Here is a 19,841-nt window from a genome sequence, read left to right on the forward strand (position 1 = left end):
TGACCGTCGCCGACGTGCTCCCCGGACCCCGGGGGATCCGCGCGCAGGCCATGGAGGCCGACGGCTCGCTCGTCGACGACTTCGTCATCACCGGGCACGGGCGCGTGGTCCACCTGCGCAACGCCCCCTCCCCCGGCGCGACGTCGTCGATGGCGATCGCCGAGCACCTCGTCGGCGCGGCGCTCGAGCGGGCCGGTCTGCAGGCCTGAGCGCTCACACGACGTACGTCTCGAGCCACCGCTTCATCACGGCCGCCGCGTGCGCGACGGTCTCGGGCTGTACCGAGCGCAGTTCGGCGGCGACGGCGTCGGCGGACCCGGGCCCGAGGGCCGCCTCGAGCGACGCCCGGTACTCGTCGATCGCGAGCCAGCCACCGAGTTGGTCGGCGTCGGCCTCGAGATGGAACTGCACGCCGTAACTGCTGCCGTGCCGGAACACCTGGTTCGGGTAGGCCCGCGACGACGCGAGCAGGGTGGCGCCCGGCGGCAGGTCGAAGGTGTCGGCGTGCCACTGCAGCACCGGGAAGGTGGACGGCAGCTCGCCCCACACCGGGTCGGCGGCCGAGGCGTGCGCGAGTTCCACCTCCCCCACGCCGACCTCCGGGACGGGGCCGGTGTAGACGTCGGCGCCGAGGGCCGCGGCGAGCAGCTGCGCGCCGAGACACACCCCCCACACCGGAATGCCGGCGGCGACGGCGGACCGCAGGTACGCGATCTCCTCCCCCAGCCACGGCAGCGTCGCGGCGTCGGCGACGCCCATCGGGCCGCCCATGACGACGACGGCGGCGTAGTCGAGCGCCGTGGGCACCGGGTCGCGCCCGAGCCGGACGGTGCGCACCTGCGCGTACTGCTCGAGCACCGGCAGATACGCGGCGGGGCCCTCGCATTCGACGTGGCGGAGTTCCAGGACGACAGGGTTCATCGCCCCAGCATGCCCGCTGTACGTTGCACCTCGGGTGCCCGGGGCGTGAACGTTCGGTGAGCGAGCGTCGCCGACCGGTGCTCCCCCACGGACCACCGCCGCCGTGGTGCGATGGTGGGAGGCGGCCCGACGGGCGGGCCGGCGACGGAAGGATTCGACATGGCACGGATCGTGATCATCGGCGGCCACGGGAAGGTGGCACTGCACCTCGAGCGGCTGCTCGCCGACGGCGGCGACGAGGTGACCGCGGTGATCCGCAACCCCGACCACGCCGACGACGTGCGCGCCGCGGGCGCGACCCCCGTCGTGGCCGACGTCGAGCACCTCGGCGTCGACGAACTCGTGCCGCTGCTGTCCGGTCACGACGCCGTGGTGTGGTCGGCCGGCGCGGGCGGCGGCAATCCGCAGCGCACGTACGCCGTGGACCGCGACGCGGCGATCGCCTCGATGACCGCGGCCGAGCGCGCGGGGGTTCGCCGCTACGTCATGGTGTCGTACTTCGGGGCCGGCCCGGACCACGGCGTGCCCGAGGACAACGGCTTCCATCCGTACGCCGAGGCGAAGGCGGCCGCGGACGCGCACCTGCGCGGCACCGATCTGGACTGGACGATCCTGGGCCCGAGCCTGTTGACCCTGGATCCGCCGACGGGCCGGATCGAGACCGGCCCGGACGCCGGCAAGGGGCAGGTCTCGCGGGCGGACGTGGCGGCGGTCGCGGCGGCGGTGCTGCACCGGCCCGCGACGGTGCGGCGCACCATCGAGTTCAACAACGGGGACACCCCGATCGAGGAGGCCCTCGACGCACTCGGCTGAGCAGCGCTTGACGGGTGACGCCGGCGGGGCCGATGGTGGAACGGGCCGGCAGGAGCACAGCTCGACGACAGGGGTATCCGCCATGAAGGTTCTCGTTGCATACGCCAGCCGGCACGGCGCCACCGCCGGGATCGCGGAGCGGATCGCCGAGGTGATCCGGACCGAGGGGCACGTGGTGGACACTCTGGAACTGCCGGCTCCGGCGTCGGTGGGCGACTACGACGCGTGCGTCGTCGGCAGTTCCGCCTACCTGGGGCACTGGGAGAAGCCGGCGAGCGCGTTCGTGCGCGAGCACCGCGACGGACTCGTCGCCCGCCCGGTCTGGCTGTTCACCAGCGGACCGCTCGGCACCGACGAGGTCGACGAACAGGGACAGAACGTGCGGGAGAGCGCGGCACCGCAGGAACTCTCGGAGCTGACCGACGCGGTCGCGCCACGGGAGCATCACGTGTTCTTCGGCGCCCTCGACCCGAAGACGCTCGGTGTCGGAGCGCGGTTGATGCGCAAGCTGCCCGCCGGACGAAAGCTCTTGCCCGAAGGCGATTTCCGGGACTGGCAGGAGATCGAGGACTGGGCGAGGAGCATCGCACGGACGCTGGACGCGGCGTGATCGCAGCGCAGGAGGGCACCTGGAACTCGGGCATGCCCTACCTGCGCGCCGGTACGGGTCCGCCCCTGCTGTTCATGCCCGGCCTGTCGAACCACCACCGGCCACCCCGCGGCTTCGACCGCCGCACCCAGCTGGGACAGATCGCGCCCTGGACGACGACGCGACGCGTGTGGTGGGTGAACCGTCGGCCGGGCCTGCAGCCGGGGACCACCATGGCGGATCTCGCCCGCGACTACGCGGAGGCGATGCCCGACCACTTCCCCGGCCCGGTCGACGTTCTCGGTGTCTCGACCGGCGGCAGCGTCGCGCTCCAGCTGGCTCTCGACCACCCGGCGCTGGTGCGCAGGTTGGTGCTCGTGGCGTCGGCGCACCGCCTCGGCCCGGGCCGCGAGGTGCAGCGACGGGCCGCGGCCGCCGTGCGCGAGGGGCATCCGCGACGGGCGATGGCGGAGCTCGCGGCGACGACGGGGGCGCGATGGTGGTCGCGCAGGCTGCTGTGGACGCTGGGATGGCTGCTCGAGCCGTCGGGTGCCCGGCACGGGTACGACGATTTCCTCGCCGTGGCCGAGGCCGAGGACCGCTTCGACGTGACCGCCCGGCTCCCCGAGGTGTCGTGTCCGGTGCTCGTGGTCGGCGGCGACCGGGACGGCTTCTACGGCGCGGCGCTGTTCCGGGAGGCTGCGGCGGCCGTGCCGCGGGGCCGGGCGCTCGTCCATCCCGGGGTGGGCCACCTGGGCGTGATAACGGGTGAGCGGAGCGTGAGGGACGCTTCGAGCTTTCTCGACACTCCCGACGCGCCGGACTTTCCGGGGAACTGGCGGGCACCCTCCGGCACAGCCGGATAATCGTCGCGTCATCGGGACAGGTCGGCGGAGGGAGCTCACGTGAAGGTACTCGTGGCGTACACGACGGCATACGGGGCGGCCCGCGGCGTGGCCGAACGGATCGCGCAGCGGCTCACCGAGGCCGGGCACGACGCGGACCTGCGGGATCTGGCCGAGCCGGTCGATCCGTCGGACTACGCCGCGATCGTGCTCGGCAGCTCGGTGCACAACGGGCAGTGGCTCGCTCCCGCCGCTCGTTTCGCGGATCTGCACCGCGCGCTCCTCGCGGGGAAGCCCGCGTGGCTGTTCTCGGTGCAGACCATCGGTGCGACGAGCGCGATGATCTCCGCGCGGCTGGCCGGGTGGGTGCGGCCGAAGTTGAAGGAGCCGAAGGTGGCGGCGGCGCTGCGGGCGACGGCGAACGTGCGCGAGTACCGGGCCTTCGCCGGGGCGATCGAGCCGGAGCAGTGGCCGGGGCCTCTGGGCCGGGTGGTGTTCCGCCTGACCGGCGGCCGGTACGGCGATCACCGGGACTGGGCCGACATCGACGCCTTCGCCGCCCGGATCGTCCGGAATATCGACGGGCCGTAGCCGGGAATTCACATTTCGGGCCGACCGCGCGAATCGCACATAATTCCGAATCCCCGCGACCCGGCCGCGGTCCGAACAATATGCTCACCCATATATCTGCAGATTTCCCCCGGCCCTGACCGGCGGAAATACCGAATATCAAATAAAAAGGGTAATCGGTACCCGAATTTCCTGCGACTCAACCACACTCGTGTTACACATGAAAAGTCCGCCCGAACAAACAGAATGAAGGAGCTTTCATGTCAAGCCTCCAAGATTTGCTCGGTTCAATCGAGCTCGGTGACCTGCTCGAACTTATCCTGGATCTGCTCAGCTGACCGTCCGACGCACAAGAGCCCGCACATGCCCCGTGCGGGCTCTTGTGCGTCGTAGCATCGAAGGATCTCGTCCCGACCGAAGGTGATCCCATGCGCCGTCCGAGACCGTTCCGTCGAGTGACGGCAGTCGTCGCGGCGACGCTGACGGCCGCCGCGCTCGCCGTGGCCGCACCCGCGGCGGCACAGCCGGCCCCGAGCGCCGACGGTTCGTACCTCGAGCGCAGCGAGGACAACAGCCCTCGGCAGCGCACCCTGCACGTGTACTCGGCGTCGATGAGCCGCGTGATTCCGGTGGCGGTGCTGCTGCCGCGCGACACGAGGACCCCACGCCCGGTGCTGTACCTGCTCGCCGGCGCCGGTGGCGGCGACGGCGGCACCCTCACCTGGCTCGACCGCACCGACGTGGCCGACTTCTTCGCCGACAAGGACGTCAACGTGGTGCTGCCGCTCGAAGGCGCGTTCAGCTACTACACCGACTGGAAGCAGGACGACCCGGTCCTCGGCCGGAACCGGTGGACGACCTTCCTCACCCGCGAGCTGCCGCCGATCGTCAACGCGGCTCTCGGCACCACCGGGGCTAATGCCATTGCGGGACTGTCGATGTCGGGGACTTCTGTGCTGAGTCTCGCGCAATCCGCACCGGGCCTGTACCGCGGTGTCGGCGCCTTCAGTGGCTGTGCCCAGACGAGCACCCGTCCCGGCCGGACCTACGTCGAACTCGTCGTCGAGGTGCGCGGTGGCGGCGACACCGACAACATGTGGGGTCCCGAAGGCGACCCCGCATGGGTGGCCAACGACCCCTACGTCAACGCCGAGAAGCTGCGCGGGACGCAGATCTACCTGTCCAACGGCACCGGGTTGCCCGGTCCGTACGACCGGCTCGATCATCCGAACGTCGCCGGCGACCCGGCGAACCTTGCCGAGCAGGTCGTCGTCGGGGGCATCATCGAGGCCGCCACCAACGAATGCACGCATCTGCTGGCCCGGCGGCTCGCCGAGCTCGGCATCCCGGCCACCGTCGACTTCCGGCCCGTGGGCACCCATTCCTGGGGCTACTGGCAGGAGGACCTGCACCGGGCCTGGCCGATGCTCGGCTCCGCCATCGGCGCCTGACCCGCAACGCGCGACGGCACCCCCGTCCGGGATCGCCGGGCGGGGGTGCCGTCGTCGGACGGACTCAGGCCTGTGGGGCCAGTTCCTCGGTGCGCACCGGCGACGTGTCGGTCGCCGCAGCGATGGCCTCTTCGAACTCGCGGTGGCCGGCCTGCGAGCCGAGCTGCAGGGCGAGGCGGACCAGGAAGCCTTCCCGGTCGGACGGGTCCACCTGATCGAGCGCATCCGACAGACCCAGCCACACGTTCTCGCGGCGCTGCTCGTCGTCGGTGAGCACCTGCGCGGGGCGTGCGGGGACGGCCGGGCCCTCGGGTGCCGTGCCGGCGCGGAGCGCGGCCGCGACGCCGGACAGTTCGGCGACCGGCACCCGGCACAGCAGCAGGCCGTCGGGGCGGATGACGAAGGCCTCGCCCGCGGTCGCGCCGAGCGCCTCGGCCAGGTCGGGCGCGTCGAGCACCGTGACCCCGTCGGCGGCGGTACCGCCGACGGCAACAGCGCGCACGCTCTCCGGCGCAAGAGCGGCGGCGAGGTCGGAAGTGGCCGCGGCGAGGGCGGCACTGCCGTCGGCGTCGAGGCCGAAGCCCACGACGGCGAAGCCGGTGCCGCGAACCACGTTGAGCGACGACGCGGTGCTGCCGTCGGCGGTGACGACCCGCACGCGGCGGTCCTCGACGGGGTCACCGGGCAGCACCCCGGTCAGGCCCTCCGCGACCGGCCAGGTCAGCGGCGACAGGCGAGCGTGGGTGGCGCTGGACTGGCGCGGGTTGATCAGTTCACCGAACTCGGGGCGGCCCACGGCGAGCGCCAGCACCGCGTCGCGGGTGGTGCGGTACCCGTGGGTTCCCGGGGACATGATGAGCGTGGACTTGCCGGCGTTCGCGACGTTCTGCTCCCACGCGTCGTGCCGCTCGATCGAGTACGCCTGCAGCAGCGCGGCGTCGGCGTTGCCGTGGACGACGGCGGCGAGCTGCCAGGCCAGCGTCTCGGCGTCCTCCATGCCGGAGTTCAGGCCGCGCACGCCGAAGATCGGCACGAGGTGCGCGGCGTCGCCGGCGAAGAGGATGCGGTCGTGGGTGAACTCGCGCAGCGCGAGGGCGCGGGCGCTGTAGAACCCGTGCCACTCGAGCGTCCAGGGCAGGTCGTTCTGCAGCCAGTCGAGGTGCTTGGCGATGCGGGCCCGGATGGCGTCTTCCTGGGTCTCGATCTCCGCGTCCTCGGACGGGTCGAGCTGGTAGTCGATGCGCCAGATGTTCTTCGGCTGCTTGTGCATGATGATCGTCGAGCCGGGGTTGCTCGGCGGATCGAACCAGACCATGCGCTCGGCGGGCAGGTCCGACTCCCAGTGGATGTCGGCGATGACGTAGCGGCCCTCGTAGTTGGTGCCCTCGAGGCGCAGGCCCGCGAGCTCGCGCATGCGGCTGCGGCCGCCGTCGGCGGCGACGACCCACGCGGCGCGCAGGTGGCGCTTGCCGAACGCGGTGTCGACCTCGAGGGTCACCTCGTCGTCGCCGCGGAGGATGCCGGCGATGCTCGCCTGCCAGTGCAGCGTGATGAGCGGGTTCTGCTCGATGGTGTCGACGACGATCTGCTCGTACTCGGACTGCGAGACGTTGATCATCGGCGGCCGCACATCGAACTCGCGCTGCGGCATCCGGAAGTGCAGCACCTGCTGGTCCCGGTAGAAGCTGCGGCCACCGACCCAGGGCAGGACGATCTTCTCGAGCTCGGCACCGAAGCCGAGGCGTGCGGCGGCCTCGAGGCTGTGCCGGGAGATGCAGATGGCGCGGCTGCCGAAGGAGACCTGGTCCGCCGCCTCGAGGATCGTCACGGGGATGCCGCGCTGCGCGAGACCGAGGGCGACGGCCATGCCGACGGGTCCGGCTCCGACGACGACGACGGGCAGCGCCTCGGCGTCGGGCTGCATCGACGGGAAGTCGGATGCGGGGTACTTGGGGGGCTGGTAGTAGGTCGACATGCCTCAGGCCACTTCCTGCTCGGACCGATGGGAGGGCGCCACCGCGACCGACGGGTCGTGGGGGTGGCGAAGAAGGAGGATGCTGATCAGGCTGACGAGCGCGATCAGCACGAAGTACGCGGTGACGGCGAGCGAGGTGCCGAAGGCCGCGAAGAGGGAGGTCGCCACGATGGGGGCGAGGCCGCCGCCGAGGATCGCGCCGATCTGGTAGCCGAGCGACGCGCCGCTGTAGCGGATGTGGGCGGGGAACAGCTCGGCGAACAGGGCGGACTGCGGCCCGGCGCAGGCGCCGAGGACGAAGCCGAGGGCGATCATCGCGACGAGCATCACGGGCAGGATCGCGGTGTCCATCAGCGGGAAGAACAGGGCCGCGACGATCACGAGGGCGATCGAGCTGACGATGTAGACGCGGCGCCGGCCGACGATGTCGGACTTGTAGGCGCTGATCGCCATGCCGGCCATCCAGAACGGGCACGAGGCGATGAGCAGGAACAGCATCGTGGACTTGTCGAAGCCCAGTTCCTTCTCTCCGTACTTGAGGACGTAGACCATGTAGGCGTAGGCGATGCCGTTGGTGGCGACGAAGGTGCCGCCGGCGAGCAGCACGGTCTTCCAGTGCTTGACGAGGACCTCGGCGAGCGGGAGCTTGACGTCCCCGGCCGCGTCCCGGCTCTTCTCGAAGTCGGCGCTCTCCTCGAGCCCGAGCCGGATCCACATGGCGACGCCGACGAGGGCGGCGCTGAGCAGGAACGGCACGCGCCAGCCCCAGTCCGCGAACGCGGCGTCGTCGAGGACAGCCGTGAGCGGCAGGAACACGAGGTTGGCGAGGAGGACGCCCGCGGGAACGCCGATCTGGGGTGCGGCGCCGTAGAGGCCGCGCTTGCCCGCGGGCGCGTTCTCGGTGGCGACGAGGACAGCCCCGCCCCATTCGCCGCCCACGCCGAGGCCCTGGACGAAGCGCAGGGCCACCAGCAGGATCGGCGCGGCGACGCCGATGGCGGCGTAGTTGGGCAGCAGCCCGATGGCGACGGTCGCGAAGCCCATCAGCAGCAGCGAGGTGACGAGCATCGATTTGCGGCCGACGCGGTCGCCGAAGTGGCCCATGACGATGCCGCCGATGGGGCGGGCCACGAAGCCGACGGCGAGGGTCGCGAAGGCGGCGAGGGTGCCGGCCAGTTCGGACGTGCCGGGGAAGAACTGCGGCCCGAGCACGAGGGCGGCGGCGGTGCCGTAGATGAAGAAGTCGTACCACTCGATCGCGGTGCCGACGAAACTGCCGAGCGCCGCCTTGCGGGCCTTGCGCTGCAGTACCTCCGGCGACGGTGCCGGCGTGGTAATCGTCATGTGTTGCTTGCCTTTCACGATGCGGCCCGCGTCACGGCGGACCGGGCAAGCATGACCCCCATCACAAGCGGTTGAAAAGCGCAACTATTCGTGCTGATACCCCGGAAATTCCGTGGTACTCCGGATCACCGCAGGTCAGGGTCTCGCGGTGGGTGTCCCTCCGGTGGACGCGAAGTGAATGAATGCTCGTGTCACCCGGCTGAGCATCGAGTCCTGATGCCACGCGACGACCACGTCGACGGAGTCGGGAACCGGATCGACGAGCGGCCTGACGACGAGTGGGAGATTCTCGTACGTCACGTCGAGCGGGGGCCGCTGCAGCAGCAGGGTCCACCCCAGGCCGCGACCGACGAAGGCCCGCGCCGTCTCGTAGTTGGAGGTGCGGTAGGCCACGCGCGGCGCGAACCCGGCGCCCCGGCACACCTCCATCGCGTGGTTGCTGCTCGGCGGCGCGTCGAGCAGCACCATCGGGTCGTCGCGCAGATCGGCCAGCCGCACCGGGCCGTCCCCGCCGGCGAGACGGTGGTTCGCGTCGAGCAGCACCGTCGGCTCGCGCGTCATCAGCGTCGCCTTGCGCCACTCCGCGGACAGTTCGAGGTCGTAGACGATCGCGAGGTCGAGCTCGCCGTTGTCGAGCTGGGTGCGCAGCCGGTTCTGGGTGTCTTCCCGGAACTCGACCCGCGCGCGCGGGAAGCGGTGGGTGAATCCGGCGAGCAGCGCGGGCAGCACCGTCGGCCCGAGGGCGGGGTAGCACCCGATGGCGACGGGGCCGGCCACACCGCCGCCCTCCCCCACCGCGTCGGCCTGCAGTTCGCTCGCCTGGTGCAGCAGCACCCGGGCGCGGGCCAGTACCGCCTCCCCCATCGCCGTCAGCTGCACGCCGCGCGCCCGCCGTCGCACGGCCAGCTGCGTCTGGAGCGACTTCTCGAGGTCGGTGAGCGCCGCGGACAGCGCGGACTGTGACAGGTGCAGCCGCTCGGCGGCGCCGGCGATCGTTCCCGTCTCGGCAACCGCGACGAACGCCGCGAGCTGGCGCATGGTGAAGTTGGGCACCGAGTCGGGACGGGTCATGCGGGCAACGGTATCGAGCGGGAGCTTTTTACCCCCAGCGGGAGGTTGTCGCCGGTGCTACTCGACGGATGGCGCAGCGACAGCCCGGTGGTCGCGACAACCTCCCGTTCCCACGGGCCCGCGCCCGTCGCGGTGCTCGGGCGGGCGCAGCAGCAGCACGACGTCCCGCGCGACATCGACTACGCGCGGCGGGGCCGGGCACCTGTGCGGTGCCCGGCCCCGCCGGTGACGCGGATCAGGCGCTCAGGTCGACGTCCTTGCTCTCCTTGACGAACCGGGCGAGGACCACGGCACTCAGGGCGCAGCCGGCGACCAGGTACACGATCACGCTGCCGATGGTGCCGGAGCCGGCGTACAGCGAGGCCACGATGACCGGGGTGAAGCCGGCACCGAGGAGGCTGCCGATCTGGTAGCCGAGGGAGGCGCCGGTGTAGCGGGCGCGGGTGCCGAACTGCTCGGCGAGGAACGCCGGCATGGGGCCGAACGTCAGCGACTGCAGGACCGAGCAGGCGATCACGAAGGCCAGCACGACCAGCAGGAAGTTGCCGGACGAGGCGAGCTGGAACAGCGGCCACGCCAGGACGACCATGCCGACGAAGCCGGTCATCATGACGGGCTTGCGCCCGTAGGTGTCCGACAGCCGGGCGGCGCCCAGGATGCCGAAGATCGCGACGAACTGGCAGATCGCGAAGGCGGTGAGGCCCTGCGACCGGGACACGCCGTTCCCGGCGGCGTAGGTGATCACGAACGTCGAGAACAGGGCCTGGATCACGAACGGCGCGGTGCACACCAGTCCGGCGAGGATCAGGGTGCGCGGCGCGCGCAGGATCGTCACCAGCGGGATGGTCTCCTTGGTCCGGTCCTTCTTCGCCTCGGCGGCGCGCAGCGCCTCCTCGAAGACGGGGCTCTCGGCGATGCGGGCCCGCACGAACAGGCCGACGGCAAGCAGGACGGCCGAGAACAGGAACGGGACGCGCCAGCCCCACGAGAGGAAGTCGTCCTCCGGCAGGAGAGCAGCGAGCGAGAGGGCGACGGTGCCGAGCACGGCGCCGGTGGGGCCACCGGCGTTGGTGAACGCCGCCGCGAAGCCGCGGTTGCGGCCCTTGACGTGCTCGAGCGACATCAGGGCCGCCCCGCCCCACTCGCCGCCGATCGCGACGCCCTGCACCGCACGCAGCAGGATCAGCATCGCGGCGCCCCAGGTGGGTATCGCCGGGACGAGGCCGATCAGGAAGGACGCCACTCCCATGATCGTCATCGACAGCATGAGCATCTTCTTGCGGCCGATGCGATCGCCGAAGTGACCGAAGACGATGCCGCCGAGCGGGCGGGAGATGTAGCCGATGGCGAAGGTCGCGTAGGAGGCGATCAGCGCGAGGCCGGGGCTGAGGTTCGCGAAGAACACGGGGCCGAACACGAGCGAGGAGGCGGTCGCGTACAGGATGAAGTCGTAGAACTCGACGGTGCTCCCGAGGTAGCTCGAGAACACGACGCGACGGATGTCCTTGTTCCGCTGCGCCGGCGCGACGATGGCGGCGGGCTCTGGGTCTGCGAGGGTCATGGTGGGTCCTTACTCTGCGAGGACGATGCTAGATCCGGTCGGCGGGGCCGCTCAGAAGGGGTAGACGGGCACGTCGCGGCTGACGGTGATCCAGCGCGACTCGGTGAACGCCTCGATGCTGTTGGCGGCACCGCCGAATCGGGCGCCGTTGCCCGAGGCGCCGAGACCACCGAACGGGATGTTCGCCTCGTCGCCGACGGTCTGGTCGTTGATGTGGGCGATGCCGGTGGGGATCCGCTCGGCGAGGGCGAGGCCCTTGCCGACGTCGCGGGTGAAGATGCCGAGTGACAGCCCGTACTCGGTGTCGGTGGCCAGGGCCACGGCCTCGTCGAGGGTCGAGAACTTCACGACGGGAGCGACGGGCCCGAACACCTCCCGGGCGTAGGCGGGGGCGCCGGCGGGGACGTCGGCGAGGACGGTGGGCCGGTAGAACAGGCCCTCGTACGTGCCGCCCGCGACGAGGCGGGCGCCGGCGTCCACGGACGCGGTGACCAGAGCGTGGATCTTCTCGAGCTGACCGTGGTCGATGATCGGCCCGAGCGCGACCTGCTCGGTGGCGGGGTCGCCGACGGGCAGCGCCTCGGCCTTGGCGGCGAGCTGCGCGACGTACTCGTCGTAGACGGACTCGTGCACGATGTGCCGGCCGGTGGTCATGCACACCTGGCCCTGGTGCAGGAAGGAACCGGCGGCACCGGCGGCCACCGTGGCGGCCAGGTCGGCGTCGTCGAGGACGACGATCGCGGAGTTGCCGCCGAGTTCGAGGTGGACCTTCTTGAGGTTGCGGGACGCGGCGGCGCCGACGGCGCGGCCGGCCGGGGTGGAGCCGGTGAAGGAGATGACCGGTACCCGCGGATCGTCGACGAGGGCGGCGCCGACGTCGGCGCCGGCGGGCAGCACGGACAGTACCCCGGCGGGCAGGCCGGCCTGTTCGAAGATGCGGGCGAGGGCCACGCCGCCGCAGACGGCGGTACGCGGGTCGGGCTTTAGGATCACGGCGTTGCCGAGGGCGAGCGCCGGCGCGACGGATCGGATGGCGAGGATCAGCGGGAAGTTGAACGGCGCGATGACACCGACGACACCGACGGGCACGCGCTTCGACATGCTCAGGCGCGGTGCCTCGCTGGGCAGGATCTCGCCGAGCGCGTGCGAGGGCAGGGCCGCGCCCTCGAAGCACTCCTGCGCCGCGACGTGCGTCTCGAGCTGGGCCTTGGGGCGCAGGGAGCCGGACTCGCGCATGATCCAGCGCTCGATCTCGTCGGCGTGCCGCTGCCACAGGTCGCCGGCGCGGCGCAGCACGGCGGCGCGTTCGGTGTGTGGGCGGGCCGCCCAGTCGCGCTGGGCCGCGACGGCACGGTCGACGGCGCGTTCGAGGTCGCCCTCGTCGGCGAGGCCGACGCTGCCGAGCGTCGCGCCGGTCGCCGGTTCGACGACCTTGATCTCACCGGCGCCGCCGGGGATCCAGTCTCCGGCGAAGATCTTTCCCTGCCAGATGGATTCGTCGAGAAGTGCCATCACGAACTCCTTGTGTACGGGTGCCGGACCGGCCGGCGGGCGAAGCGGGGCACGCGGCGGTCGCGGCCGTGAATGAGGGGACCGCCGAGGCGGCCGTGGGTGAGGACCGCCGAGGCGGCCGGACGAGGCGGCTGGACGCTCGCTCGGTGCCGGGGAGCGAGCCCTCCGTTGGCCCCTGAAGTATGGGTCACGTCACAATGGCGTGAAAAGCAGAATTAGCCGGTGATATTCCACAGGTCTGCTCAACAATGGTGACATGCGGGACCGCGGGCGGCACCGAAGCCGGTCGCCACCCGCGGATCCGGTGAACCTGCAGTTCAGGGGGTCGGCGCGACGGCGTCGAGAATGCCCCACGTGCGCAGGATCTCGGACGGGTCGTCCCGTCCGGGCACGGGAGGCGCGGCCGGCACGCCCGCCGGGGTGCGCGAGAAGCGAGGCGCGGGCGCAGGTTCGGGGTGACCGTCCCGGTACAGGAAGGTGCCCCGCGCGGTGAGGTGCGCGTCGGCGGGCGCCTCGGTCATCGAAAGGATGGGGGCGACACAGGCATCCGTGTCCCGGAAGACTGCCGCCCACTCGTCGCGCGGGCGGGTGGCGAACGCGGCGGCGATCCGCTCGCGCAGCTCCGGCCAGCGCCGGCGGTCCCACTGCCCCGGTAGCTCGCCGGCCGTATCGAGGCCGAGCCCCGCGAGAAGCTGCGCGTAGAAGGGTGGTTCGAGGGCCGCGACCGCGACGTGCCGGCCGTCGGAGGTCTCGTACACGTCGACGAACGGGGCCCCGGAGTCGATGAGGTTGGTGCCGCGCGCGTCCTGCCACGCGCCCCCGGCGAGCATCGAGTACGGGTTGGCCATCAGGTGCGCGACGCCGTCGACGATCGCGGCGTCGACGACCTGGCCGCGCCCGGAGCGCTGCGCCTCCCACAGCGCGGCGAGGATGCCGGATACGAGATACATTGCACCGCCGCCGAAGTCGCCGACCAGGCTGAGCGGCAGCTGCGGGGGTCCGCCGGCCCGGCCGATCGCGTGCAGCGATCCGACCAGGGCCTGATAGGTGGGGTCGTGCCCGGCGCGCTGCGCGAGCGGCCCGTCCTGGCCCCAGCCGGTCATCCGGCCGTACACCAGCTTCGGGTTGCGCGCCCAGCAGTCCTCGGGACCCAGGCCCAGGCGTTCGGTGACACCGGGCCGGTAACCCTCGATCAGCACGTCGGCCTTCTCGACCAGCGCGAGCACCGTCGCGAGCCCGTCCGGGTCCTTCAGGTCGGCACCGATCATCCGCTTGCCGCGCTGGAGGGTGTCCAGCCGCGGATCGATCGGCATGGTGAACCCGGCGCCGGCACGCTCGACGCGTACGACGTCGGCGCCCTGATCGGCGAGGAACATCGCGGCGAACGGCGCCGGTCCCAGCCCGGCCAGTTCCACGACCTTCAGGCCGGCCAGCGGGCCCGTCCGGTGTTCGGTCATCGTGATCTTCTCCTGCAGGTTCTCGGCGTCGCTAGACGCCGACGAGCTCGCCGACGGTGACGGTCTGCTTGCCCTCGGTGATGTGCGAGGCGATGAACTCCTCGTTCAGTTCGATGCCGAAGCCCGGGCCCTCGTTCGGGTAGAGCTTGCCGTCGGCGAAGATCGGCACGTTCAGGGCGATGTCCTGCGTGATCTTCTGCTCGGCGTTCTCCCACTGGTTGTTGATGATCAGCGGGCCGAGGTTCTCGTGGGTGAACTGCGACGCCCAGTTGTTGGCGATCATCAGGTGCGCCGAGGGGCTGGCCTCGAGGCCCGAGCCGATCATGCAGCCGCTCATGACGGCCATGTCGGCGAGGCGCGCCATCGTGAGCCAGCGCTGCGCCTTGAGCAGGCCACCGGCCTTCTGCATCTTGATGAACAGGCCGTCGGCGGCGCGACGTTCGATGATCTCCCGGATGTTGTGCAGCTCCTGCGCCGACTCGTCGGCGAAGATCGGCGTGTCGATGCGGCTGCGCAGGCGCGCCATGCCCTCGATGTCCCAGTGCGGGACGGGCTGCTCGATGCACTCCATGCCGTACCGGTCCAGCCGGCGCATCGTCTTCAGCGCCTGGTCGTAGTTCCAGAAGCCGTTGGCGTCGACCACGATCCGGGCGGAGTCGCCCAGTGCGGCACGGACCTCGCGGACGTTGTCCACGTCGTGGTCGGAGTTGCCGTCGGACTTGAGTTTGATCAGGCAGAAGCCCTTCTCGTGGGCCTGCACGGCCTCGGCGACCACCTGGTCGACCGGGCCGGCGGAGGCGACCCAGCCCTGCACGGAGGCGTCGGCGTTCTTCCCGCCGAGCAGCTGGTACACGGGCACGCCCAGGGCCTTGCCCTTGAGGTCGTGCAGCGCGAAGTCGACGAGGGCCTTGGCCTGGTTGTTGTCGCGGACGAAGGTGTCCATCTGCCCGACGATCTTCTCGATGTTGAGCGGATCCTGGCCGATCAGGAACGCCGGGGCGATGTGGTTCGCGATCATCGCCGTCATCGATTCCTGGGTCTCGCCCCGGTACCAGGTGGAGGTGTCGCCGCTGTCGCCGTAGCCGACGATCCCCTCGTCGGTGTGCAGCTTCAGCACGACGGAATGGATGTGGGTGATCCTGGTCCCCGGCATGAGAAACGGCTTGACCAGCGGTGTGGAAACCGGGATCAGTTCGACCTTGGTGATGATCATGCGACGTGCTCCTGAGCGGAAGAAGGGATGACGGTGGCGCCGGCGTCGGCCAGGGCCGTGAGTTCGGCGGTGTCGAGGCCGGCCTCCCGGAGGATCTCGACGGTGTGCTCGCCGACGAGCGGGGCGCGGCGCTCGACCGCGCCCGGGGTGCGGGAGAGCTTGGCGGGGATGCCGGGGACGGTGACGGCACGGCCGTTGTGCGGGTGCGTGACGGTCGGCAGCATGTCGCGGGCCCGGAAGTGGGGGTCCGCGAAGATGTCCGCGGCGTCGAGGATCGGGCCGAGCGGCACCTTGCCGCCGAGCAGCTCGATGAGTTCGGCGACGGTGCGGGTGCGGGTCCAGGCGTTGACCACCTCGTAGACGGCGTCGCGGTTGAGCCACCGGTCGTGGTCGGTGGCGAACCGCGGGTCGTCGACGAGTTCCGGCTGCCCCATGACGGCGGCGAGCTTGGCCCACTGCGGGTTGTGCGGGGCACCCAGCGCGACGACGCCGTCCTGTGCCTGCACCGTGTCGAACGGCGCGAAGCCCTGCAGCTGGTTGCCGAGCGGGCCGGGGACCCGGCCGGTGTGGCCGTAGGTGTTGACCACGACCTCGGAGATCGCGAGGACGGCGTCGGCCATGGCGACGTCGACGTACTGGCCCTGCCCGGTGCGCTCGGCGTCGCGCAGGGCGGCGAGGATCCCGAAGGCGGCGAACAGGCCCGGAACCGTGTCGCCGACACCGGAACCCACCCGGACGGGGTGCTCGGCGTCGGTACCGGTGATGGACATGAGCCCACCCATGGCCTGCGCGACGATGTCGAAGGCCGGCCAGTCCCGGTAGGGGCTGTGCCCGCCGGTCTTGTCGCCGAATCCGCGGATCGAGGCGTACACCAGGCGGGGATTGCGCGCGGCGAGGGTGTCGTAGTCGAGGCCGAAGCGGTCCATGACGCCGGCGCTGAAGTTCTCGACGAGGATGTCGGCGTCGTCGATCAGGCGCAGCAGCACGTCGCGGGCGTCGGGCTTCTTCAGGTCCAGCACGATCGACCGCTTGTTGCGGTTGGCCGACTGGAACACTCCGCCGTAGTCGCGGGGCTCGTCGTCGGAGGCGAACGGGCCGGCGTAGCGGAGGAAGTCGCCGCGCGGCGGCTCCACCTTGATCACGTCGGCCCCCTGGTCGGCGAGCAGCGACGTGCAGAACGGCCCGGCGAGGGCCTGGGTCAGGTCGATGACCCGCACCCCGTCGAGGGCGCGGCGCCGGCTGGTGCTCATGCGGTGGCCTCCCGTCCGAGCAGCGCGCGGCCGATGACGACCTTCTGGATCTGCGGGGTGCCCTCGCCGATCTCGAGTCCGGAGACGTCGCGCAGCATGGCCTGCAGCGGCAGTTCCTCGGCGAAGCCGCTGTGGCCGTGGGCGACGATGCAGTCGCGGATGGTCTGCAGCGAGACGTCGGTGGCGTAGAGCTTGGTCATCGCGGCCTCCTTCGTGAAGGGCCTGCCGGCGTCGGCGAGAGAGAGGGCGCGGTAGGTGAGCCAGCGGGCCGCCTCGAGCTTGGTGGCGTTCTCGGCGATCGGGAAGGACACACCCTGGAACGAGGCGACCGGCTTGCCGAACGCCTTGCGGGACTTGACGTAGTCGATGGTGATGTCGAGGGCCTTGCGGGCGACTCCGGTCGACATCAGGCCGATGACCGAACGGGTGTAGTCGAATTCGCTCATGACGAGCCGGAATCCGTTGCCGACGCCACCGATGACGTACTCGTCCGGGACGAAGACGTCGTCGAGGAACACACCGGCCCGGCCGAGCGGCTTCCAGCCGGCGTCCGGGAACTTCTGCATGCTCACGCCGTCGGAGTCGAGGGGCACGAGGAAGGCGGTGACGCCGGATTCCTCCGGGGTGGCGCCGCGGGCCTTGACGAAGGTGATCATCGCCTTGGCGTGCGGGGCGAAGGTGATGGACGTCTTCTCGCCGTTGAGCTTCCAGCCGCCGTCGACCTTCTCGGCCTTGGCGCGCATGGCCATCGCGTCCGAGCCGCTGCCCGGCTCGGTCAGGCCGAGGGCGACGACGTGGCGGCCCTCGACGATGCCGCGCACCCAGTCCTTCGCGACATCGGGGGCGAGGAAGCGCTCGAGCAGCGGGCCGGTGAGGTTGTTCGTGTAGGCGAGCTGGCTGAGGTAGAAGTTCGCGTAGGCCAGTTCCTCGTGGGCGATGCCGAGGTGCGTCTTGGTGAGCACCTCGCCGATGCGGCCCTGACCGCCGTTCTCCTCGGAGACGCCGAGGCCGAGGAGGCCCTGTGCGGCCATCTTCTCGGCGAGGTCCCACGGGAACTCCTCGCGGTGGGCGCGTTCGAGGTAGCTCTCGGCGTGCGGTGCCGCGAACTCGCGGACCCACTGGGCGAACTCCTCGTGTTCCGGCGCGAAGAGGACCGGCGGATGCAGGGCGTCCGTGGCAGACATTATCGATCTCCTCGAAGTGGTTGTGAATCAGCGCTTCTCATCGGAGCCGGGAACGGAACCCGGACCGCGCGCTGCCGATCAGCGCGTCGGAACCCAGTATGTCCGCAGTCACAACCTCAGAAAAGAACAGGAATCTGCTGATCGATATGAGAAATACTCAAGAATGGTCGGCGGCGCCGCTCACAGCGCGCCCACGCGGGCCGTTGCGAACGAGATGAACTCGCGTACCACCCGGCTGAGCACCACGTCGGGACGCCAGGCGATGACCAGCCGCACCGGATCGAGGTCGGGGACGTCGATCGGCAACAGCACGATCTTCAGTCCGCCGTAGGTGCGGTTGAGCTGCGGCTGGTGCAGCATGATCGTCCAGCCCAGGCCCCGGCCGACGTACGCCCGCACGGTCTCGTAGTTCGCCGACCGGTACTCGATCCGGGGCGTGAACCCGGCCCGCGCACACACCTGCATCGCGTGTGTCGACGCCGGCACCGCGTCGAGCAACACCATCGGTTCGTCCCGCACCGAGGCCAGCTCCACCGGGCCGGGCGTGGCCGCCAGCCGGTGCCCCGCCTGCACGACCAGCGCCGGCCGCCTCGTCATCAGCGTGGCGGTGCGCCATGCCGGTGGCAGCTCCAGGTCGTAGGTGATCACCGCGTCCAGCGCCCCGCCCTCGAGCCGCTCGCCCAGCTCGTCGGCCATCGCCTCCCGGAACTCGAGCGACACCCGCGGATGAAGCTCGGTGAACTCGGACAACAGCGGCGGCAGGATCGTCGGCCCGACCGTCGTGTAACACCCGACGGCGAGCCGGCCGGCGAGTTCGCCGCCCGCCCCGAGCATCTCGTCCTCGATCTCGCTCGCCTGCTGCAGCAGGGCCCGCGCCCGGGCCAGCAGCGACTCCCCCGCCGGCGTGAGGTGCACGCCGTGGGCACGGCGGCGCACGCACAGCTGCGCCGACAGCGCCTTCTCGAGTTCGGTGACCGCCAGCGACACCGCCGACTGCGACACCAGCAGCCGGTCGGCCGCCGCGCTGATCGTCCCGGTCTCGGCGACGGCGACGAAGGCGACCAGTTGCCGCATGGTGAAGGCCGGCGCCCGGTCGCTGCTCATGAATCGATCATATGGGCGGTCCGCGCCGCGCCCGTCGCGGCGGTCAGGCGTCGGGGGCGGTCGTCAGCGGCACGTCGCCGCCCGGCCGCCGGCGGGGCTCCGCGACCCGGTGCAGCCCCCGGCCCAGCTTCCCGACCCCGGTGCTGCCCGCCCCGACGGCCCGGCCGCCGAGGGTGCGGGCGCTGTCGCCGAGGGCACCGCTGACGGCCCGGACCGGGTTGCCCAGCTCCGCCAGGTTCTCGGCCACCGACGGATCCTCGGCCTCGAGGGCGCGCTCCGCGGCGCTGCCGAGCGCCGCCGCGACGTCGTCCAGGTCCGCCCGGAGCCGGGCGATGTCCTTCTTCACCCGGGCGGTCGACAGCCATCGCACCAGCTCGAACGGCTTGAGCGCGGCGTAGCTCGCCAGCCGTGCGCGGGCGCGCAGCAGCAGCCCGACGTCCCGCTCGACGCGCCCGGCGAGCGTCGTGCCGATCGCCGCGCATTCGTGCTCGAGCCGGTCCGGTTCGGTGGTGCGGATCCGCGCGAGCCGCAGCCGCTGCCACAGGTTCAGCGAGTCCTCGACGAGGACGAGCAGCTGCAACGTCTCGCCGAGCCGGTCGGTCTCCACGGCCTGCTGCAGGCAGGCCACCCGGTCCTGCGCCGGAGCGTCGGCGGCGAGCCCGTCGAGCACTTCTCCGGTGTGGGCTCGCAGCCGCCCGGCCCGATCGGCGAGTACGTCGCCGAGGCCGCGCACGGATTCCCAGTCGGTGGCGCGCAGCTGCCCGGTGGCGTCCAGGAGCCCAGCCACCCTGGTCAGCGCGTTGTGGTGGTCGACGGCGTCCCCGCCTCCGGGTGCGCCGACCAGCTCGAAGATCTCCGCGGAGAACTCGTGCACCCGCGCGACGGCGGCCTCGACCGAGACGATCGCGTCCCGCAGGGCGCGGGCGACGGCTTCGTCGGCGGGACCCGGTTCCTCGATGTGCGCGTCGTCGGCCATGGCTC

At 71.3% G+C, this 19,841-nt stretch carries 17 protein-coding genes and 1 pseudogene; 6 read left to right on the forward strand and 12 right to left on the reverse strand.

Features of this window, described 5'->3' with window-relative positions; all coding sequences use genetic code 11:
• Positions 1-209: pseudogene (locus tag AIIKEEIJ_RS24270) on the forward strand (L-2-hydroxyglutarate oxidase); the annotation flags it as partial.
• Between the two features lie 4 nt (positions 210-213).
• Here AIIKEEIJ_RS24270 and AIIKEEIJ_RS24275 read toward each other — a convergent pair.
• Positions 214-921 (reverse strand): type 1 glutamine amidotransferase, encoded by a 708-nt coding sequence (locus AIIKEEIJ_RS24275; RefSeq protein WP_006939113.1) that lies wholly within the window; start codon positions 919-921, stop codon positions 214-216.
• 159 nt (positions 922-1,080) lie between these two features.
• On the opposite strand from AIIKEEIJ_RS24275, the gene AIIKEEIJ_RS24280 reads away from it, so the two are divergent.
• The 5 genes from AIIKEEIJ_RS24280 to AIIKEEIJ_RS24300 all read left to right on the forward strand — a co-directional run bounded on the left by AIIKEEIJ_RS24280 (position 1,081) and on the right by AIIKEEIJ_RS24300 (position 5,189).
• Positions 1,081-1,734 carry an SDR family oxidoreductase gene (locus AIIKEEIJ_RS24280; RefSeq protein ID WP_029542592.1) on the forward strand — a complete coding sequence of 218 codons (654 nt, stop codon included), beginning with the start codon at positions 1,081-1,083 and terminating at the stop codon, positions 1,732-1,734.
• An 82-nt stretch (positions 1,735-1,816) separates the two neighbouring features.
• Positions 1,817-2,344, forward strand: a complete 528-nt coding sequence (locus AIIKEEIJ_RS24285) for a flavodoxin domain-containing protein (protein ID WP_029542590.1) — start codon at positions 1,817-1,819, stop codon at positions 2,342-2,344.
• Positions 2,341-3,189 (forward strand): alpha/beta fold hydrolase, encoded by an 849-nt coding sequence (locus AIIKEEIJ_RS24290; RefSeq protein WP_006939118.1) that lies wholly within the window; start codon positions 2,341-2,343, stop codon positions 3,187-3,189. Before AIIKEEIJ_RS24285 ends, AIIKEEIJ_RS24290 begins: the two co-directional genes overlap by 4 nt.
• A gap of 39 nt (positions 3,190-3,228) precedes the next feature.
• Positions 3,229-3,759 carry a flavodoxin domain-containing protein gene (locus AIIKEEIJ_RS24295; RefSeq protein WP_029542588.1) on the forward strand — a complete coding sequence of 177 codons (531 nt, stop codon included), beginning with the start codon at positions 3,229-3,231 and terminating at the stop codon, positions 3,757-3,759.
• A 407-nt stretch (positions 3,760-4,166) separates the two neighbouring features.
• The gene (locus AIIKEEIJ_RS24300) at positions 4,167-5,189 is read left to right on the forward strand and encodes an alpha/beta hydrolase (RefSeq protein WP_029542587.1); all 1,023 of its coding nucleotides are present in this window, start codon (positions 4,167-4,169) and stop codon (positions 5,187-5,189) included.
• Positions 5,190-5,253: 64 nt separating this feature from the next.
• On the opposite strand, the gene AIIKEEIJ_RS24305 is transcribed toward AIIKEEIJ_RS24300, so the two are convergent.
• The 11 genes from AIIKEEIJ_RS24305 to AIIKEEIJ_RS24355 form a co-directional block, all read right to left on the reverse strand.
• Complete coding sequence (locus tag AIIKEEIJ_RS24305) at positions 5,254-7,164, reverse strand: FAD-dependent monooxygenase (RefSeq protein WP_029542585.1); 1,911 nt, start codon at positions 7,162-7,164, stop codon at positions 5,254-5,256.
• A gap of 3 nt (positions 7,165-7,167) precedes the next feature.
• Positions 7,168-8,508 (reverse strand): MFS transporter, encoded by a 1,341-nt coding sequence (locus AIIKEEIJ_RS24310; RefSeq protein WP_006939122.1) that lies wholly within the window; start codon positions 8,506-8,508, stop codon positions 7,168-7,170.
• A gap of 135 nt (positions 8,509-8,643) precedes the next feature.
• Positions 8,644-9,579 carry a LysR family transcriptional regulator gene (locus AIIKEEIJ_RS24315; RefSeq protein ID WP_161996756.1) on the reverse strand — a complete coding sequence of 312 codons (936 nt, stop codon included), beginning with the start codon at positions 9,577-9,579 and terminating at the stop codon, positions 8,644-8,646.
• A gap of 235 nt (positions 9,580-9,814) precedes the next feature.
• Positions 9,815-11,140, reverse strand: coding sequence for an MFS transporter (locus AIIKEEIJ_RS24320; RefSeq protein WP_006939125.1), 1,326 nt, complete (start codon positions 11,138-11,140; stop codon positions 9,815-9,817).
• 51 nt (positions 11,141-11,191) lie between these two features.
• Positions 11,192-12,652, reverse strand: coding sequence for a benzaldehyde dehydrogenase (locus AIIKEEIJ_RS24325; RefSeq protein ID WP_065922799.1), 1,461 nt, complete (start codon positions 12,650-12,652; stop codon positions 11,192-11,194).
• 317 nt (positions 12,653-12,969) lie between these two features.
• On the reverse strand, positions 12,970-14,109 hold the full coding sequence (locus AIIKEEIJ_RS24330; RefSeq protein WP_043799283.1) for a CaiB/BaiF CoA transferase family protein: 1,140 nt from the start codon (positions 14,107-14,109) through the stop codon (positions 12,970-12,972).
• Positions 14,110-14,140: 31 nt separating this feature from the next.
• Positions 14,141-15,322, reverse strand: coding sequence for a mandelate racemase/muconate lactonizing enzyme family protein (locus tag AIIKEEIJ_RS24335; RefSeq protein ID WP_006939130.1), 1,182 nt, complete (start codon positions 15,320-15,322; stop codon positions 14,141-14,143).
• On the reverse strand, positions 15,319-16,572 hold the full coding sequence (locus tag AIIKEEIJ_RS24340; RefSeq protein WP_065922800.1) for a CaiB/BaiF CoA transferase family protein: 1,254 nt from the start codon (positions 16,570-16,572) through the stop codon (positions 15,319-15,321). The genes AIIKEEIJ_RS24335 and AIIKEEIJ_RS24340 overlap by 4 nt, the downstream gene beginning before the upstream one ends.
• Entirely contained in the window at positions 16,569-17,756 is a 1,188-nt protein-coding gene (locus tag AIIKEEIJ_RS24345; protein WP_050034903.1) for an acyl-CoA dehydrogenase family protein, read from the reverse strand. The genes AIIKEEIJ_RS24340 and AIIKEEIJ_RS24345 overlap by 4 nt, the downstream gene beginning before the upstream one ends.
• Before the next feature lie 180 nt (positions 17,757-17,936).
• Positions 17,937-18,860, reverse strand: a complete 924-nt coding sequence (locus AIIKEEIJ_RS24350) for a LysR substrate-binding domain-containing protein (RefSeq protein WP_006939143.1) — start codon at positions 18,858-18,860, stop codon at positions 17,937-17,939.
• Between the two features lie 43 nt (positions 18,861-18,903).
• Complete coding sequence (locus AIIKEEIJ_RS24355) at positions 18,904-19,836, reverse strand: hypothetical protein (RefSeq protein ID WP_029542573.1); 933 nt, start codon at positions 19,834-19,836, stop codon at positions 18,904-18,906.
• Between the last annotated feature and the right edge of the window lie 5 nt (positions 19,837-19,841).

The organism is Rhodococcus sp. YH1, from assembly GCF_009939605.1.
Lineage (GTDB): Bacteria > Actinomycetota > Actinomycetes > Mycobacteriales > Mycobacteriaceae > Rhodococcus > Rhodococcus aetherivorans.

Excerpts from the sequence above, each read along its gene's own strand:
- AIIKEEIJ_RS24355 (WP_029542573.1), bottom strand. The coding sequence starts at position 19,836 with ATGGCCGACGACGCGCACATCGAGGAACCGGGTCCCGCCGACGAAGCC.
- AIIKEEIJ_RS24350 (WP_006939143.1), bottom strand. The coding sequence starts at position 18,860 with ATGAGCAGCGACCGGGCGCCGGCCTTCACCATGCGGCAACTGGTCGCC.
- AIIKEEIJ_RS24285 (WP_029542590.1), top strand. The coding sequence starts at position 1,817 with ATGAAGGTTCTCGTTGCATACGCCAGCCGGCACGGCGCCACCGCCGGG.
- AIIKEEIJ_RS24325 (WP_065922799.1), bottom strand. The coding sequence starts at position 12,652 with ATGGCACTTCTCGACGAATCCATCTGGCAGGGAAAGATCTTCGCCGGA.
- AIIKEEIJ_RS24275 (WP_006939113.1), bottom strand. The coding sequence starts at position 921 with ATGAACCCTGTCGTCCTGGAACTCCGCCACGTCGAATGCGAGGGCCCC.
- AIIKEEIJ_RS24300 (WP_029542587.1), top strand. The coding sequence starts at position 4,167 with ATGCGCCGTCCGAGACCGTTCCGTCGAGTGACGGCAGTCGTCGCGGCG.
- AIIKEEIJ_RS24320 (WP_006939125.1), bottom strand. The coding sequence starts at position 11,140 with ATGACCCTCGCAGACCCAGAGCCCGCCGCCATCGTCGCGCCGGCGCAG.
- AIIKEEIJ_RS24280 (WP_029542592.1), top strand. The coding sequence starts at position 1,081 with ATGGCACGGATCGTGATCATCGGCGGCCACGGGAAGGTGGCACTGCAC.
- AIIKEEIJ_RS24335 (WP_006939130.1), bottom strand. The coding sequence starts at position 15,322 with ATGATCATCACCAAGGTCGAACTGATCCCGGTTTCCACACCGCTGGTC.
- AIIKEEIJ_RS24330 (WP_043799283.1), bottom strand. The coding sequence starts at position 14,109 with ATGACCGAACACCGGACGGGCCCGCTGGCCGGCCTGAAGGTCGTGGAA.
- AIIKEEIJ_RS24310 (WP_006939122.1), bottom strand. The coding sequence starts at position 8,508 with ATGACGATTACCACGCCGGCACCGTCGCCGGAGGTACTGCAGCGCAAG.
- AIIKEEIJ_RS24345 (WP_050034903.1), bottom strand. The coding sequence starts at position 17,756 with ATGTCTGCCACGGACGCCCTGCATCCGCCGGTCCTCTTCGCGCCGGAA.
- AIIKEEIJ_RS24315 (WP_161996756.1), bottom strand. The coding sequence starts at position 9,579 with ATGACCCGTCCCGACTCGGTGCCCAACTTCACCATGCGCCAGCTCGCG.
- AIIKEEIJ_RS24305 (WP_029542585.1), bottom strand. The coding sequence starts at position 7,164 with ATGTCGACCTACTACCAGCCCCCCAAGTACCCCGCATCCGACTTCCCG.
- AIIKEEIJ_RS24340 (WP_065922800.1), bottom strand. The coding sequence starts at position 16,572 with ATGAGCACCAGCCGGCGCCGCGCCCTCGACGGGGTGCGGGTCATCGAC.